12 protein-coding genes are annotated in these 17,440 nt (G+C 30.7%); 10 read left to right on the top strand and 2 right to left on the bottom strand.

The annotated features are described in order from the left end of the window. The first annotated feature begins 4 nt into the window (after nucleotides 1-4). The 3 genes from LACAL_RS03385 to LACAL_RS03375 all read left to right on the top strand — a co-directional run bounded on the left by LACAL_RS03385 (nucleotide 5) and on the right by LACAL_RS03375 (nucleotide 5,627). Nucleotides 5-1,678, top strand: coding sequence for an alpha-amylase family glycosyl hydrolase (locus LACAL_RS03385; protein WP_013869298.1), 1,674 nt, complete (start codon nucleotides 5-7; stop codon nucleotides 1,676-1,678). 8 nt (nucleotides 1,679-1,686) lie between these two features. Continuing rightward, nucleotides 1,687-3,108: an alpha-amylase family glycosyl hydrolase gene (locus tag LACAL_RS03380; protein ID WP_013869297.1), complete on the top strand. Its 1,422-nt coding sequence runs from the start codon at nucleotides 1,687-1,689 to the stop codon at nucleotides 3,106-3,108. Between the two features lie 134 nt (nucleotides 3,109-3,242). After that, on the top strand, nucleotides 3,243-5,627 hold the full coding sequence (locus LACAL_RS03375) for a cell surface protein (RefSeq protein WP_041301274.1): 2,385 nt from the start codon (nucleotides 3,243-3,245) through the stop codon (nucleotides 5,625-5,627). Here LACAL_RS03375 and LACAL_RS03370 read toward each other — a convergent pair. Further along, the gene (locus LACAL_RS03370; RefSeq protein ID WP_013869295.1) at nucleotides 5,624-6,895 is read right to left on the bottom strand and encodes a Pycsar system effector family protein; all 1,272 of its coding nucleotides are present in this window, start codon (nucleotides 6,893-6,895) and stop codon (nucleotides 5,624-5,626) included. The two genes, LACAL_RS03375 and LACAL_RS03370, sit on opposite strands and share 4 nt — an antisense overlap. Before the next feature lie 57 nt (nucleotides 6,896-6,952). On the opposite strand from LACAL_RS03370, the gene LACAL_RS03365 reads away from it, so the two are divergent. The 3 genes from LACAL_RS03365 (at nucleotide 6,953) to LACAL_RS03355 (ending at nucleotide 12,654) form a co-directional block, all read left to right on the top strand. Next, nucleotides 6,953-10,663 (top strand): metallophosphoesterase, encoded by a 3,711-nt coding sequence (locus tag LACAL_RS03365; RefSeq protein WP_013869294.1) that lies wholly within the window; start codon nucleotides 6,953-6,955, stop codon nucleotides 10,661-10,663. A gap of 96 nt (nucleotides 10,664-10,759) precedes the next feature. Then, nucleotides 10,760-11,446, top strand: a complete 687-nt coding sequence (locus LACAL_RS03360) for a glycerophosphodiester phosphodiesterase family protein (RefSeq protein ID WP_013869293.1) — start codon at nucleotides 10,760-10,762, stop codon at nucleotides 11,444-11,446. Further along, a complete protein-coding gene (locus LACAL_RS03355) occupies nucleotides 11,443-12,654 on the top strand; it encodes an NAD(P)/FAD-dependent oxidoreductase (RefSeq protein ID WP_013869292.1) in 1,212 nt (403 codons plus the stop codon). The genes LACAL_RS03360 and LACAL_RS03355 overlap by 4 nt, the downstream gene beginning before the upstream one ends. A 3-nt stretch (nucleotides 12,655-12,657) precedes the next feature. Here LACAL_RS03355 and LACAL_RS14955 read toward each other — a convergent pair whose 3' ends face one another. Continuing rightward, on the bottom strand, nucleotides 12,658-13,215 hold the full coding sequence (locus LACAL_RS14955) for a TetR/AcrR family transcriptional regulator (protein WP_013869291.1): 558 nt from the start codon (nucleotides 13,213-13,215) through the stop codon (nucleotides 12,658-12,660). 225 nt (nucleotides 13,216-13,440) lie between these two features. Between LACAL_RS14955 and LACAL_RS03345 the strand changes: the two genes are divergently transcribed. From LACAL_RS03345 to LACAL_RS03330, 4 genes are all read left to right on the top strand, one after another. Further along, on the top strand, nucleotides 13,441-14,523 hold the full coding sequence (locus LACAL_RS03345) for a diphosphomevalonate/mevalonate 3,5-bisphosphate decarboxylase family protein (RefSeq protein ID WP_013869290.1): 1,083 nt from the start codon (nucleotides 13,441-13,443) through the stop codon (nucleotides 14,521-14,523). Nucleotides 14,524-14,565: 42 nt separating this feature from the next. After that, the gene (locus LACAL_RS03340) at nucleotides 14,566-15,495 is read left to right on the top strand and encodes a mevalonate kinase (RefSeq protein WP_013869289.1); all 930 of its coding nucleotides are present in this window, start codon (nucleotides 14,566-14,568) and stop codon (nucleotides 15,493-15,495) included. Nucleotides 15,496-15,570: 75 nt separating this feature from the next. After that, nucleotides 15,571-16,476 carry a geranylgeranylglycerol-phosphate geranylgeranyltransferase gene (locus LACAL_RS03335; RefSeq protein ID WP_013869288.1) on the top strand — a complete coding sequence of 302 codons (906 nt, stop codon included), beginning with the start codon at nucleotides 15,571-15,573 and terminating at the stop codon, nucleotides 16,474-16,476. 1 nt (nucleotide 16,477) lies between these two features. Then, the gene (locus LACAL_RS03330) at nucleotides 16,478-17,428 is read left to right on the top strand and encodes a carbon-nitrogen hydrolase family protein (RefSeq protein ID WP_013869287.1); all 951 of its coding nucleotides are present in this window, start codon (nucleotides 16,478-16,480) and stop codon (nucleotides 17,426-17,428) included. Nucleotides 17,429-17,440: the final 12 nt, after the last annotated feature.

Here is a 17,440-nt window from a genome sequence, read left to right as displayed (position 1 = left end):
TAAAATGAAAAAGAGCATACTTTTAATCGCATTATCTATTCTTGTTTTTGGTTGTAAAACTGATAAAAAAGCAAATCAAGGTATCGCAGAAAATAAGAAAAAAGAAGACGCTAAAACCCCTTTTGTTTGGGATGCTGCAAACGTTTATTTTTTATTAACCGATCGTTTTAATAATGGCGATAAAGCCAATGACGTAAATTATGGAAGAACTAAAGAAACTGCTGTTTTACGTGGTTTTGAAGGTGGCGATTTACAAGGAATCACGCAAAAAATTGAAGACGGTTATTTTACCAATTTAGGAATCAATGCCATTTGGATGTCACCAATTGTAGAACAAATTCATGGCGCAACCGATGAAGGTACTGGAAATACGTATGGATTTCATGGTTATTGGACTAAAGATTGGACCAATATTGATGCCAATTTAGGAACCAAAGAAGATTTACAAAACCTGGTGGATGCTGCACATAAAAAAGGCATTCGTGTGTTGCTAGATGCAGTTATCAATCACACAGGTCCTGTTACAGAGCAAGATCCTGTTTGGCCAAGCGATTGGGTTAGAACAGATCCACAATGTCAATACGATAATTACGAAAACACCGTAACGTGTACCTTAGTAAAAAACCTTCCAGACATTAAAACAGAGAGCAACGAAGCAGTTGAATTACCACCACAATTGGTAGAAAAGTGGAAAGCCGAAGGTCGTTATGACGAAGAAGTTGCAGAATTAGATGCTTTTTTTAAAGCTACAGGTTATCCTCGTGCACCTCGTTTTTATATCATGAAATGGCTAAGCGATTACATTACAGATTTTGGTATTGATGGTTATCGAGTAGATACCGTTAAACATACCGAAGCTTTTGTATGGCAAGAGTTTAAAGACGTTTGTGATAACGCTTTCGCGGAATTTAAGCAGCAAAACCCAAACAAAGTTTTAGATGATAATACTTTTTACTTGGTTGGAGAAGTGTATAACTACGGAATTTCAGCAGGAAAAGCTTTCGATTTTGGAGATAAAAAAGTCAACTATTTTGATGATGCTTTTAATAGTTTAATCAATTTTGAATTTAAATGGAACGCTGCACAGCAAACCTACGAAGAGCAATTCAAAAAATACGATAGTCTTTTACATACTAGCCTTAAAGGTTATGGTGTTTTAAACTATTTAACGTCTCATGATGACGGGCAACCTTTCGATAAAAACAGAGAGAAAACCTACGAAACTGCAACACGATTATTACTATCTCCTGGAGCTGCACAAGTTTATTATGGAGACGAATCTGCAAGAGATTTGACTATAGAAGGCACTGTTGGAGATGCTACTTTAAGAAGTTTTATGAATTGGAATGAAATAGCATACCAACAAGACTTGTTAATCCATTGGCAAAAATTAGGTCAGTTTAGACGTAATCATCCTTCGGTTGGAGCAGGAAAACATAGCATGCTAAGCAATACACCTTACCTTTTTAGCAGAAGCTATACCAATGGAAATTTTAAAGATGAGGTCATTATTGGTATTGATATTCCTAAAGGAAAACATACTATTGATGTGTCTTCAGTTTTTAAGGAAGGAGCACAAATTAAAGACTTCTATTCTGGAGAAATTCTAGAAGTTACAAACGGAAAAATCACAATAGATACAGAGTCTAACATCCTATTATTAGAAAATATTAAATAAACATGCACATGAAAAAACTAATCTTATCCCTTGCAATACTTAGTGTTTTTGCTTGTAAAGAAGAGAAAAAACAAGAAGAAACTAAAGTTGTTACAGAAGAAAAAGTAGCAATACAACCTATTTCGGCTTCCGATTTAGAAACGGCTGTTATCTATGAAGCTAACATACGTCAATATTCACCTGAAGGCACTTTTGAAGCTTTCACAAAAGACATTCCGCAGTTAAAACAATTAGGTGTAAAAGTAATTTGGTTAATGCCAGTATTTCCTATTTCAGAAACAAAGCGTAAAGCTACAGGAGGAGAAGATAGCAAGTTTGCAACCGATTTTCCAGAAGCAGAACAAGACAAATATTTAGGTAGTTATTATGCAGTGTCAGATTTTACTAAAATCAATCCAGAATTCGGAACAATTGAAAATTTTAGAGACTTAGTAAATACTGCTCACGATAATGGAATCTATGTGATTTTAGATTGGGTACCAAATCACACTGGTTGGGATCATACTTGGTTAAAAACCAATCCAGAATATTACACGCAAAATGATAAAGGCGAAGTTGTACATCCTGTAGATACAGATTGGACTGATGTTGCCGATTTAAACTACGACAACCAAGAGATGCGAAAAGCAATGATTGCAGATATGAGTTATTGGTTAACAAATGAAGGTGTTGATGGCTTTAGATGTGATGTTGCAGGATCTGTACCAACTAATTTTTGGGAACAAGGAATACCAAAATTACGCGCTAAAAAAGACATTTTTATGCTAGCAGAAGCTTGGGAGCCAGAATTGTTAAAAGATGGTTTGTTTGATATGGCTTACGGTTGGGATAGACACCATGCTATGAATGCAATTGCTAAAGGTGAAAAAGATGCAACCGAATTTACAACTGCATTACAAACCGATTTTAATCGTTATGAAGCAGATGATATTTTAATGAATTTTGTAACCAATCACGATGAAAATTCTTGGAATGGTACCATTAAAGAACGTATGGGAGAAGCTGGTGAAATGATGACTGCTTTGGCTTATGTAACACCAGGAATGCCATTAATTTATTCTGGTCAAGAATACGATTTAGACCATAGATTACTGTTTTTTGAAAAAGATAGTTTCCCGCATACCAAAGGTAAAACATGGAAGGTATTAGAAAAATTAGCAACACTAAAGCAAAACAATGCTGCTCTACATGGTGGAAAAGCTTCCGCTAAATACAACGCTATTGATAATGGTGAAAATGTAATTTCTTTTTCAAGAACCAAAGAAAATGACGAAGTGGTATTTATTGCAAATGTTTCCGAAGAAAACGTAAAGGCAAGCTTACCTCAAAAAGGAGTCTATGTAGATTATATGTCTAACGAAACAGTAGAATTAAATGGCGATGCAATTCCTTTAGCTAAAAATGAATATAAGGTTTTAGTTAAAAAATAATAGAATTAATAACTATTTGGTTTAATATATATAGAAAAGTGCTGTAAGGCACTTTTCTTGTTTTGTTTATTGTCATTTTGTTAAAGAAAGAACGACTAAACGTTAAATTGCGTATTTTTGCATTATTTAACACAATGATTTTAGACCTAAACGACAATATTAATTTACCCTTTACGTTAGAGATAAGTTTTAATAAACTTATTGAGCGCTATGAGGAATTGGCAAATAGCGATGATGAGTTTATTGCTGCCAAAGCACGTCGTATACTTAAAACTCAAAAACCATTTCCCATACTTAGGGATGGTTTTAGTAAAACTTCGGTTTTAAAAAAGCATGAAAAGGAAATTCAAGTTTTAATGCAAGATTCTTTTAGTGAAGTATTAAGTCTAAACGAAATTAAAACAGCAAGCGTTCCTTATCATAATTTTATTTTTAATGCATCGAAGCGTTTTAAAAAAATTATAAAAGAAGCTGGTCCAGATTTTGAATTGGTTATAAAAAATATGCCAGAAGATGATTGGTATATTTTAAGTTGTACAATTATAATGGGTTTCTATTATAATTATGAAATTAATTTTAAGCGTCCGCTGTATTACGAAATTCCAGATAAAAACGGTATTGTTAGAATTTATAAAATACTTTATAATGCTGATTTTATGGAAATTATTCCAACAGAAAACGCACCAAAATTAACTAATGACGATTTTGATGAGTTGTTAGATAATTTTGAAAATGTAGATCTTTGGAAAGAAAAATTTCCGCCTAATAGTTATGTTTCTAAAGGATTTGTAATTTCTAATATTTTTGATGTTACAGACGATCAATCTATTTCTAATATTAAAACTACTTTAATTGGAAGTAACAAGCGTAAAACAGAAAGTTTTATGGGTGACTTTCAAAAGGTTTTTAGATCGCTATTAGGAGTTCAAGACTTAGAAGTAGGGTTTTCAATTTTTAATAAAGAAGAAAACACCTTGATGAAGGTGCACGATTCTAGCATAAGTAGTTTTTTATTAAAAGCTAAAGAAGAATTTAAATGCGAAAATTTATTTTGCCACTATAGCTACGATAAAATTTTAAAAAACAAGACAAATTTTACTATATCTAATGTAGATAAAAGCTTTGAGAATTTAAAAGATAAATCGCCTCAAGTAAAAGTTTTAAAAGAGCAAGGTTTCAAAAGTGCCATTTTTGCTCCAATTGCAGAAAACGGTGAGTTATTAGCAGTTTTAGAGCTAGTTTCTAAAACACCAAAAGCTTTAAATAGTATAAACTCTAATAAATTAGTAGATGTAATGCCGTTTATTTTATCGGCAGTAAAACGCTCAAGATTAGACGAGGAAAACCTTATTCAAGCCATTATACAGCGAGAATGCACATCTATACATCCTAGTGTTAAATGGAAATTTGAAAGTGCTGCAAGGCAGTTTATGAAGGAGGAATATAATGGAAATGAAAATCCTGCTTTTAAGAGAATTAGTTTTGATAATGTTTATCCTTTATTTGGGCAAATAGATGTTAAAGGCTCATCAGAAGCCAGAAATATTGCAACTCAAAAAGATTTAGCGCTTCAGCTTAAAATGGTTGATAAAATTGTAAAAGCGGCATTTAAAAAAGAGCAATTACCAATTTTTGAACAATTATTATTTCAAGTAAAAGCCTATCAAAAAGATTTAAAAAGTAACTTTAAAGTAGATAGCGAGCAAAAAATAACTCAATTCTTTAAATATGAAATTGAGCCTTTATTTAAATTTCAGCTTAAAACAAAACCGTATTTAACTCATGATGTTGAAGATTACTTTAGCAAAATTGATAATGAGTTGGACGTTATTTATTTTTATCGTAAAAATTATGATGATACCATTAGTTTAATAAATAAGAACATGTCTTCTTTATTAGATAAAAAGCAAGTTGAAGCACAAGCTATGTATCCTCACTTTTTTGAACGCTTTAAAACCGATGGTGTTGAGCATAATATGTACATTGGTGAAGCAATAACCAAAGAAGATTCTTTTAACGAAATTTACTTATATAATTTGCGTTTATGGCAAATGCAGGTAATGATTGATATGGAAACCGCTTTCTATAATAAGCAACATAAATATCCAATAGCTTTAGATGTGGCTTCTATGATCTTGGTTTTTAATCAGCCCTTATCAATTAGGTTTAGAACAGACGAAAAACACTTTGATGTTGATGGTACTTATAATGCCAGATACGAGGTTGTAAAAAAACGTGTAGATAAAGCAAATATAAAAGGTACCGAAGAACGTATTACGGCAAAAGGGAAACTAACTATTGTTTACTCACAACAAGAGGACGAATTTGAGTACCTAAAATATGTGAGATTTTTACAATCTAAACATAAATTAGGTGATGAGGTTGAAATTTTAGAGTTAGAAGATTTACAAGGTGTAACTGGTTTAAAAGCTATTAGAGTTAACGTTTTGTATCAAAAAGAATCTAATAAAAAAGAATTTTATACTTACAACGATTTAATAAAAGAGATAAAAGGCTAGTTTAAATAAAACGCATTTTTAAGCTTGGTATTATTTACTTTTAAAGCTGTAGGTTCTTCTTTTTCTAAAACATCTTGTATGTCTACTCCAGGATTAGATTTTATAGCATAAGCAAAGAATATTACAGATATTATTATTCCTGTCATGAATACAGTATAGGTTATACGTAGTATGCGGTATTTACGCTCTAAAACTTTTCCTAAATAGTATAAATCTTTGGTAAGTGATGTATAGACGTAATTTTTATCTTTAAGAAGTTCGTTTATTGCCCATTCAAATTCTTTAAGTCCCATTTTATGAAAATTTCCAAAAAAGGTTAAGTTTACCTCTTTATTTTCAACATCTTCTTTGGTAAACTCTCCACTTGTTACATTTGGTCGCGTAGCAATTATAGACATAATCATAGAGATTACACAAAAAAGAGTAAAAACAGCCGTTGGGTAAGTTAAATATGGGTTTGTATCAAGTTTTGAAATTAAATTACCTAATACAACCGAAATAATAATGGCATTTACAGATAGTAAAATATTGGCTTTAGTATCTGCAATATCACTAAGTTTAATGTGGTTTCTTAAGGCAACTCTGTAAAAGGTTTGAATACCTCTTTCTGGACTCTCATTTTTATACTGTGCTTTATATTTTGCTTTTAAGCGTTCTTTATTTTCTTTCGCTTTTTTCTTTTTTCTTCTTTTAATTAATTTTGCTAGATTTTCATCTTTAACTGGTTGCCAGTTTTTTATAGCATATGGAGTGTAGTAACGGTGTTTTTCTGTTAAAACACTAATGTTTTCTTTTAACCATTCTTTGGCAGTATAATTTCGTATACCTTGAACCTCGTATTCTTTTCTTAAAAACTCACTAGCTTCTTCAAAATAATCTTTAGCAAAATGAGAAGCGTCTGCATCTCTTATAATTTCTTCTAATTTACCATTTGGCGAATCTTTAAATTTTGTTGCCATGATGCATTTATTAACACCATCAATTATATCTTTAGAGACGTTTTCTTCTTCTAAAAAATTTGTTGCAATAATAACACTTTCTTCTTCGTGTCCTTCCCTAGTTTTAATATATCCAGTGTCATGAAATAAAGCGGCTAAAAGTAATATTTCTTCCTCATTAACATTTATTTGAGAGTTTTCAATTAATTCTTTTGTACTTTTAAGCACTCGTTTTGTGTGGGTGAAATCGTGATATATAAAAGTATTTGGAAGCTGTTCTTTAAATAAATTTAAGACAAACTTCTCGGCTTTTTCAATAATCTCAGACATACTAATTATAGGTTTTAAGAAACCAAATTACTAAAAAATTAACCATCAATTTCCTTTATGACTAAAAATAACATAATTCTAACAATTATTATTTTTCTTTTTATATCAAGTTGTGCAACGTATAAGTCAAAATATAGAGATGAAAACGATAAAAACGCAACATTGCCAAATAAAGAAATTAATAGAAAGTTTTATTTAATTGGTGATGCAGGTAAATCACCAATGAATGGAATGTCTCTTGGACTCCAGGCTTTTAAAAATCATATATCAAATAAGGCTACAAAAAAAGATGTGGCTGTATTTTTAGGTGATAATATTTACCCAGATGGATTACCAGCGAAAGATGAAAAAGGTAGAGCAGAAGGTGAAAACGCATTAAATGCTCAAGTAAAAGCGTTAGAAGGTTTTAAGGGAGATGTTGTGTTTATACCAGGAAACCACGATTGGTATGCAGATGGTGTTAAGGGTGTAAAAAGAGAAGAAAAATATATAGAAAAGGCGCTTGGTAAAAATACTTTTCAGCCAGAAAATGGATGTCCGTTAGAGAGTATAGACATTAGCGAAAAAATACAGTTAATAGTTGTAGATACACAATGGTATTTAGAAAACTGGAATGATACGCCAACAATAAATGATGAATGTGAAATAAAAACAAGAGATCGTTTTTTTGAAGAATTAGAAGGCGAATTAAAAAAAGCACAAGGTAAACGTATAGTATTTGCAATGCATCACCCAATGTATACAAATGCAATTCATGGTGGGCAATATGCAGCAAGAAAACATTTGTTTCCAACGCAAAGTAATGTACCCTTGCCAATTTTAGCATCTTTGTTAGCACAAGTAAGAACTCAAGGTGGTGTATCTATTCAAGACCGTTATAATGAACGTTATAACGAATTAATGAACAGAATTGAAACAATGGCTTTAGAGTACGATAATATTGTATTTGCATCTGGTCATGAGCATACAATGCAATACATTGAAAATAATGGAATACGACAAATAGTTTCGGGTTCTGGGTCTAAAGCTTCTTTTGCGGGCTTAAGCAATAATGGTTTGTTTTCTTCTGGAGAACAAGGGTTTGCAGAGTTAACTTTTTTTAAAGACGGTAGCGCTTGGGTTGGTATTTATTTACAAGAAGAAGGAAAACCTAAGTTAGTGTTTCAACGAGAAGTTATGCCAAAAAACAAAGATGTTTTCGATATAGAAACATTAGAAGATACTTTTCCACAAACCGTGGACGCTTCAATATACACAAAGGAAGAAACCGAAAAATCTGGTGTTTATAAAACACTATTAGGAGATAGATATAGAAAAGTATACAGTACAAATATTAAAGCTCAAGTAGCAACACTAGATACGCTTTATGGAGGTTTAGAAATAGTACGTGCAGGTGGCGGTCACCAAACAAAATCATTAAGATTAAAAACAAAAGATGGAAAAGAATTAAATATGCGAGCACTTAGAAAAAGTGCCACACAATATTTACAAGCTGTTTTATTTAAGGAAACTTATATACAAGATGAATTTGAAAAAACAACAGTAGAAGATTTAATATTAGATTTTTACACGGCAGCACATCCATATGCCTCTTTTGCAATTCCGGAACTGTCTGATGCAGCTCAGGTCTATCATACAAACCCAAAACTATACTTCATTCCAAAACATAAACATTTGGGTGATTATAATGCAGAATATGGTGGTGAATTATACATGATTGAAGAGCGTCCTGAAGAAAATTACACCAACGAAAGAAACTTTGGTTATGCAGACGATATTGAAAGTACTCATGACATTATCGAAAAAGTACGTGAAGACGAAAAATATAAAATAGACGAAAATGCATACATAAGAGCAAGACTTTTTGATATGCTTATAGGTGATTGGGATAGACACCAAGATCAATGGCGTTGGGCACAATTTGATCAAGAAAATGGAGATAAGTTATTTAGACCCATACCTAGAGATCGTGATCAGGTGTTTTCAAATTTTGATGGTGCATTATTAGATATAATGAAGTTTCTTTCTGGATCTACAAAACAACTTCAGGTTTACGATGCAGAACTAAAAGACATTAAGTGGATGAATAGTGCAGGAATAAAACTAGATAAAGTTTTAATTCAAAATTCAGATAAGGAAGCCTGGATGAAACAAGCAAAATTTTTACAGGAAAATATTACAGATGATGTGATTACAAAAGCCTTTAAAAGAATTCCAAAAGAAGTAAGAGATGAGTCTATAACAGAAATTCAAGGCTTTTTAAAAGGACGTAGACAAAACTTATTAGATATTGCAGAACGTTACTATAATTACCTTAACGAACTTGTAATTATTACAGGAACAGATAAAGATGATTTTTTCGAAATAACAAGAACAGGAAACAAAGAAACAAACGTTAAAATTTCAAGAATTATTGATGGTGAAAAAGGAGAAGTTTTAATAGACAGAACATTTAATAGAGACATAACAAAAGAGTTATGGATTTATGGTTTAGATGATGATGATGTGTTTGAAGTATCTGGTAAAGCAAATAACTTAATTTATACGCGAATAATTGGAGGTCAAAATAACGATATCTATAGAATTAAAAATGGAAGACGTGTAAAAGTTTACGACCATAAATCTAAACCTAATACAATAGAAGAAAATAAAGGAGCAGTTATAAAACTATCAGATATTTACAACCATAACCTTTTTGATTTTAATAAAAATATAGTTAACACCAGTACACTAATACCAAATGTAGGTTTTAATCCAGACGATGGAGTATTAATAGGACTATCAACCGTTTTTACTAAAAAAGGCTTTCAGAGAAATCCTTTTTCTCAGCAACACAGGTTCAAATTAGGCTATTTTTTCGCCACTAGTGGCTTTAGTTTAGATTACGATGGAGAATTTGCAAATTTATTTGGAGAGTGGAATTTACATGTTTCTGGTAAAATTACAACAGAGAATTTTGCAAGTAACTTTTTTGGTTATGGTAATGAAACTGTAAACCTAGACGATGATTTAGACTTAGATTATAATCGTGTAAAGAAAAGTATATATCAAGCCAGTATTGGTGTGCTTAAAAAAGGAAATTTTGGTAGTGATTATGGTTATAAAGCCATTGTAGAAGGTATAGAAATAGGAAATACTCCAGGACGTTTTATTTCTACATTTTCACCTACAACACCAGAAACAGATTTTTATTCTAGACGCTTTTTTGTAGCATTAGAAGGAAACTATAATTATGCCAGTTTCGATAATAAAATTATACCTACAAGAGGTATGACTTTTAAATTAAATGTAGGAGCAAAAACAGAACCAGAAGAAACTAAAAATACTTATGGTTATTTAAATTCAGATTTAGGATTTTACAATGCATTATCACAAAACAGAAAATTAGTTTTAAAGACAGATTTAAGAGCTCAAGTAAGATTTGGTGATGATCTTGTATTTTACCAAGCAGCAAATATTGGAGGTAACAATGGATTAAGAGGTTATAGAAACGAACGTTTTACAGGAAGAAGCTCATTAGTAGGTAGTGCAGATATTAGATATGCATTTAATTCTTTTCGTACAGCTACATTGCCATTACAAATAGGAATATTTACAGGTGGAGATGTTGGTCGTGTATGGTTTCCTGGAGATTACTCTAATAAATGGCATAGTGATTTTGGAGGCGGTTTTTGGGTATCTGCGGCAGACTCTATTCAAGGAACATTTAACTTCTTTAATAGTACAGAAGGTTTACGATTCACATTTGGCTTTGGATTATCTTTTTAAAACCAAATTAAAATAATAAAAAAACCATCATATTTTTTTGACTAGCTCAATAAAATTGATGGTTTTTTTACTTTGTAAATTATATTAAACATAACAATGCAAACATTAAATATTGGACATAGAGGCGCAAAAGGATACGTTACAGAAAACACAATAGCTTCTGTAAATAAAGCCTTAGAACTAAAGGTTGATGGTATAGAAATAGATGTTCACCTATGTAAAAGTGGAGAGTTAGTTGTTTTTCATGATTTTACACTAGATCGTTTAACCAATGGAACAGGCGAAGTATCAAGCTATACCTTGAAAGAACTACAAGAACTAAAGGTTGAACAAGAGCATAAAATACCAACGCTACAAGAAGTGCTAAATACAATAAACAAAAAATGTCTTTTAAATATTGAGTTAAAAGGAAAAAATACAGCTTCAAAAACAGTAGAACTAATAGAAAGCTATATACAAAACCAACAATGGAATTATAGTAATTTTATAGTATCTAGTTTTCAGCATAAAGAACTAACAGTAATGTATAACTTAAATTCTAAAATTCCATTAGGTGTTTTAACCAAAGCAAATTTAGAAGAAGCAATTACTTTTGCAAAAACTATAGAAACTAAAATTTTACACCCTAACTTTGCGCTTTTAAGTGAAAACAATGTAAAAAATGCCCAAAAAAATGGGTATATTATAAATACATGGACAGTAAACACGCCTAAAGCAATTGCAAGAATGAAAAAATACAATGTAAATGCTATAATTAGTGATTTTCCCGATAGAGTATTATGATTAAAGATGTTATTATAATTGGAGGTGGCGCAGCAGGCTTTTTTGCAGCAATAAATATTGCAGAGCAAAATCCTGATTTAAAAATAACCATTTTAGAAAGAGGTAAAGAGGTTTTAACTAAAGTAAAAGTATCTGGTGGTGGACGTTGTAATGTTACTCATGCAGAGTTTATACCTCAGGACTTGGTAACTAATTACCCAAGAGGTGAAAAAGAGCTTTTAGGACCATTTCATACTTTCATGACTGGAGATACCATTGCTTGGTTTGAAGAACGTGGAGTAGAATTAAAAATTGAAGAAGATGGTCGCATGTTTCCCGTTTCAAATTCATCTCAAACAATAATAGATTGTTTTGTAAATCAAGCAAATAAATACAATGTAGAAGTATTAAAAAATCAATCTGTAAATACCATTAAAAATGAAAATGAAGTTTGGGAACTTACTACTAAAAATAGCATTTATAAAGGCAAAAAACTTATTGTCGCAACAGGTAGTAATCCTAAAATATGGAAACTTTTAGAAGGTTTTAGCCATCATATTGTAAAGCCAGTACCATCATTATTTACATTTAATATTAAAGACTCGAGGATTAATGATATTCCGGGAGTAGTTGCACAAAATGTAACCGTAAAAGTTTTAGACTCGCACTTAGAATCTAGCGGCCCATTATTAATAACACATTGGGGATTTAGTGCTCCAGCAATATTAAAACTATCTGCTTTTGGAGCTTTAGAATTGGCTAAACGTAATTATAATTTTGATATAGAAATTAATTTTGTAAATCAAGCAAGTGAAGATACAATTGAAGCTTTAAAACAAATAAAAAAGGACGCTTCTAAAAAAGCAATATATAACTATTCACAATTTAACCTACCCAAAAGGCTGTGGCAAAAATTAGTTTTGGCAGCCGGAATTACAGAGCAATTACGTTGGGCAGACGCAAATAAAGAGCAATTACAAAAACTAAACAATCAACTTACAAAAGCAGTGTTTTCAGTATCTGGAAAAAGCACCTTTAAAGAAGAGTTTGTAACAGCTGGTGGTATAGATTTAAAAGAAATAAATTTTAAAACATTTGAAAGTAAGCACCATAAAAATCTCTTTTTTGCAGGCGAAGTCATCAATGTAGATGCTGTAACCGGTGGTTTTAATTTTCAAAACGCATGGACTAGCGCCTACATTGTTTCTCAAAATATAGCTAATAGCTAAAAGTTATATTTTTATAGAATCCCAAGACATTTTAATAGCATCTTCAATTTGTACATTAGTCATTGGTAGTTCTTTTTTAAACTTTAGGCGTGTAGCAGAAATTACATTGCCCATTGACATTTGTAAAATTAAGCGAACATGTACATCTCTAACTTCTTTTTTCAAAATTGCAGATAAAAAAGTATCTCTTATAGTATTAAAATGCATAACGCTTTTTAATCTAATTTCAGAGTTAATAATTGGTGGTACACCAACAAACTCCATAAATTTAAAAGCAAGAGGATTTCCTAAAAAGTAGTTGTATAAATTTAACCACATAACTCTGTATTGCTTTTCAAAAGTATCTTCTTTAGGTACATTAGCCATTAAAACAGTTCCAAAGTCTTGACAAATCATAGAGTAGATTTCTTCAATAATTTGCTCTTTGTTTTTAAAATAATGATAAATTGTTCCTACAGCAACACCAGCTTCTTTGGCAACTTGAGACATAGGAGTTGCGTGAACACCTTGCTCAACCACAAGTTCAAGCATGGTTAAAATAATTCTTTGTTTTTTGTCCATTTACAGTATAGATTGTAATAGAGCTTTTTAACTTCAAGATGAGGGATTTAAGGGGTCTTGAGAAAGCTAATGTTAGTTATTCTTAGAAAAAAAATAAACATAATCACGTTTATTTGAAACAAAACATCGGTAAACATCACTAAACCGAATGATAATTTTGTTACTTGGCGAAAGTAAAAATTTTTCATAGAATTAAAAACTATATTTGTAAAAATTTAAATTTAAATGACTGCAGAAGAGTTTATCCCTTTTAATTTAAAATCAACAGTTGAAAACGGAGAAATTAAATGGGCTTCACCAAGTAATATAGCCCTAGTTAAATATTGGGGGAAAAAAGAACATCAAATTCCTGAGAATCAATCTATAAGTTTTACGTTAAGCGACTGTAAAACAATAACTAAATTGAAATATGAAGCTAAAGCCAAAACGACTAATAGTTTTGATTTTCAAGTGTATTTAGATGGTGAAAGAAAACCAGATTTTGAACCTAAAATTGAAGTTTTTTTTAATAGAATTCAACAATATTTCCCTTTTCTTAAAACATTAAAATTTACAATAGAAACAGAAAATACTTTTCCGCATAGTTCTGGTATTGCTTCGTCTGCATCTGGTATGAGTGCATTGGCGTTATGTTTAATGAGTATTGAAAAGCAATTAAACCCAGAGATTACAGAAAGCTATTTTAATAAAAAAGCTTCATTTATAGCTAGATTAGGTTCGGGTAGTGCATGTAGAAGTATTCAAGGAGACTTAGTGGTTTGGGGAGCACATAATGAGATAGAAAATAGTAGTGATTTATATGGTGTTAAATATCCTTACCAAGTACATGATAATTTTAAAAACTATCAAGACACAATCCTGCTAGTAGATAAAGGAGAAAAGCAGGTGAGTAGTACAGTAGGCCATAATTTAATGCATGGTCATCCATTTGCAAAACAAAGGTTTAAACAGGCTAACAATAATATTTCTGAAATAAAAAATATTTTAAAATCTGGAGATTTAAAAGCATTTATAGCATTAGTAGAAAGCGAAGCATTAACGTTACATGCCATGATGATGACAAGCATGCCATATTTTATTTTAATGAAACCAAATACATTAGAGATAATAAATAAAATATGGAGTTTTAGAAAAGCAACCAATTTAAATATTTGTTTTACTCTAGATGCTGGAGCAAATGTTCACATATTATATCCTGAAAAAGAAAAAGAACAAATTTTAGAGTTTATTAAGACTCAGTTAGTTGCATATTGCCAAAACGGTCACTATATTTGTGATACTGTAGGTTTAGGAGCAAAAAAAATGTAACTTTAATAAAAATATAGCGACTAAATACTCAAATCTATTGTTATGAAAGGCCCACTTTTTTACTCAAAAATCTTACTTTTCGGAGAATACGGTATAATTAAAGACTCTAAAGGATTATCAATTCCTTATAATTTTTATAATGGAGCTTTAAAAACCGAAGACAATACTTCAGCAGAAGCAATAAAATCTAACGAAAGTTTAAAAAAATTCACATTCTATTTAGAAAACATTAGTAGTGAAATTGTAACCTTCGAGATAGATAAGCTTAAAGAAGATGTTAATGCAGGTATGTATTTTGACTCTTCAATACCACAAGGTTACGGTGTTGGAAGTAGCGGTGCTTTAGTAGCAGCTATTTACGATAAATATGCACTAAATAAAATTACTGTTTTAGAAAACTTAACAAGAGAAAAATTACTTCAGCTTAAAGCTATATTTTCTAAAATGGAGTCTTTTTTTCACGGTAAGTCTTCTGGTTTAGACCCTTTAAATAGCTACTTAAGTTTACCTATTTTAATTAATTCTAAAGACAATATTGAGGCTACAGGAATTCCTACACAAAGTACATCTGGAAAAGGAGCTGTATTTTTACTAGATAGTGGTATTATTGGAGAAACGGCACCAATGGTAAGTATTTTTATGGAAAACATGAAGCAAGATGGTTTTCGTAGTATGCTAAAAGACCAATTTATAAAACATACAGATGCTTGTGTAGAAGATTTTTTAAAGGGAGATATAAAATCGCTTTTTAATAATACTAAACAATTGTCTAAAGTTGTTTTAAATAATTTTAAACCTATGATACCAAAGCAATTTCATGATCTTTGGAAAAAAGGTATTGAAACTAATGATTACTACTTAAAACTTTGTGGTTCTGGTGGTGGAGGTTATATTTTAGGCTTTACACAGGATTTTGCAAAAGCAAAACAATCACTTAAAGATTATAAATTAGAAGTTGTATATAATTTCTAATATTAAGTTTATTTTACAATAATCTTGAGATTTTTAAAGTTATCTATAAATAAAAAATTTCAATAATTTTATTTCATGTTAACAAGAAAACAGAAACACATTCTACTTAAATTTTTTAGTCTGTTTTCTGTAGTTCGTGGATATAATATTTTGGTTATTGTAATAGCTCAATATTTAACTTCGGTATATATATTCGCTCATAATATTCCTGCAAAAAAAGTACTGCTAGACATAAATTTACTTATGCTAGTTCTAGCATCTGCAGTAGTTGTAGCAGCAGGATATATAATAAATAGTTTTTACGACTCAGAAAAAGATTTAATAAATAGGCCTAACAAAACAATGTTAGATAAGTTGGTAAGCCAAAACACCAAATTGTCATTTTATTTTGTACTTAATTTTTCTTCAATAATTATGGCGAGCTATGTTTCGTTTAGTGCTGTAGTTTTCTTTTCTATCTATATTTTTGCTATTTGGTTTTATTCACATAAATTAAAAAAAACACCTTTATTAGGGAATATTATTTCGGCATTATTAACAATAGCGCCATTTTTCATCATTTTTATATATTATAAAAACTTCGATACAGTAATATTTGTTCATGCTTCTTTTTTGTTCTTAATAATTGCAATTAGAGAATTAGCTAAAGACTTAGAAAATATGAAAGGAGATTTAGCTCTTAATTATAGAACAATACCAGTAGTTTATGGAGAAGCGGTTTCAAAAAAAATGATCACTTTTTTAATTGTTCTGTCATTAATACCATTATATTTTTTAATAAATAAATATCAAATAGGTTACATGTATTACTATTTCTATATAGCTATAGGTTTACTTATTATATTTTTATTGTTTTTGTGGAAATCCTCAACAAAAATACACTATGTTATACTGCACAATATTTTAAAATTTATTCTTGTAGCTGGAGTATTTAGTATCTTGTTGATTGATATTAATCTGGTATTGAAAAGAATTTTTTAAAATGAAAAACACCTTAAAAATAGCGATGGCACAAATTTCTCCTGTGCTATTAAATAAAGTTGAAACACTTAAAAAAGTTGAAGATACAATAGTAGAAGCAGGAATGTTAGGTTGCGAACTTATAGTTTTTGGTGAAGCTTTAGTACCTGGTTATCCTTTTTGGTTGGCATTAACTGGTGGAGCAGAATGGAATACAAAAGTGAATAAAGAATTGCATGCAGAATATGTTAGAAACGCTATTCAAGTCGAAGATGGCGAATTAGATACCGTTTGCGAGTTAGCAAAACAACATAAAATAGCAGTATATTTAGGTATTATGGAGCGTGCTAAAAACCGTGGCGGACATTCAATTTACGCCTCTTTGGTTTACATTAACGAACATGGAGAAATACAATCTATACACAGAAAACTACAACCAACCTATGATGAGAGGTTAACATGGTCTCCAGGTGATGGAAATGGTTTAAAAGTGCATAAATTAAAGCAATTTACAGTTGGTGGTTTAAACTGTTGGGAAAACTGGATGCCATTGCCACGTACGGCATTATATGGTTTAGGTGAAAATTTACATATAGCAGTTTGGCCAGGAAGTGACCATAATACTAAAGATATTACACGTTTTATTGCAAGAGAATCACGCTCATTTGTAGTTTCGGTATCTAGTATAATGACCAAAGATAAATTTCCAAAACAAATACCACATCGAGATAAAATACTAAAAAACTGTCCAGAAACATTGGCTAATGGAGGTAGTTGTATTGCAGGACCAGATGGCGAATGGATTTTAGAACCAGTTATTAATACTGAAGCGTTAATTATACAAACTATAGATTTTAATCGTGTATACGAAGAACGCCAAAATTTCGATCCCGTTGGTCATTATTCAAGGCCAGACGTTACCAAATTAACAGTAAATAGAGAAAGGCAATCTACAGTAGAATATAACGATTAATTTTGCTTAACT

It is taken from the genome of Lacinutrix sp. 5H-3-7-4 (genome assembly GCF_000211855.2).
Lineage (GTDB): Bacteria > Bacteroidota > Bacteroidia > Flavobacteriales > Flavobacteriaceae > Lacinutrix.
Note: the sequence above shows the minus strand (reverse complement) of the source record. Positions and strands in the feature narration are given on the sequence as shown.

Bases quoted from the DNA above. Each gene is read 5' to 3' on its own strand.
- LACAL_RS03355 (WP_013869292.1), top strand. From the start codon at position 11,443: ATGATTAAAGATGTTATTATAATTGGAGGTGGCGCAGCAGGCTTTTTT.
- LACAL_RS03345 (WP_013869290.1), top strand. From the start codon at position 13,441: ATGACTGCAGAAGAGTTTATCCCTTTTAATTTAAAATCAACAGTTGAA.
- LACAL_RS03360 (WP_013869293.1), top strand. From the start codon at position 10,760: ATGCAAACATTAAATATTGGACATAGAGGCGCAAAAGGATACGTTACA.
- LACAL_RS03385 (WP_013869298.1), top strand. From the start codon at position 5: ATGAAAAAGAGCATACTTTTAATCGCATTATCTATTCTTGTTTTTGGT.
- LACAL_RS03375 (WP_041301274.1), top strand. From the start codon at position 3,243: ATGATTTTAGACCTAAACGACAATATTAATTTACCCTTTACGTTAGAG.
- LACAL_RS03380 (WP_013869297.1), top strand. From the start codon at position 1,687: ATGAAAAAACTAATCTTATCCCTTGCAATACTTAGTGTTTTTGCTTGT.
- LACAL_RS03365 (WP_013869294.1), top strand. From the start codon at position 6,953: ATGACTAAAAATAACATAATTCTAACAATTATTATTTTTCTTTTTATA.
- LACAL_RS03330 (WP_013869287.1), top strand. From the start codon at position 16,478: ATGAAAAACACCTTAAAAATAGCGATGGCACAAATTTCTCCTGTGCTA.
- LACAL_RS03370 (WP_013869295.1), bottom strand. From the start codon at position 6,895: ATGTCTGAGATTATTGAAAAAGCCGAGAAGTTTGTCTTAAATTTATTT.
- LACAL_RS03340 (WP_013869289.1), top strand. From the start codon at position 14,566: ATGAAAGGCCCACTTTTTTACTCAAAAATCTTACTTTTCGGAGAATAC.
- LACAL_RS14955 (WP_013869291.1), bottom strand. From the start codon at position 13,215: ATGGACAAAAAACAAAGAATTATTTTAACCATGCTTGAACTTGTGGTT.
- LACAL_RS03335 (WP_013869288.1), top strand. From the start codon at position 15,571: ATGTTAACAAGAAAACAGAAACACATTCTACTTAAATTTTTTAGTCTG.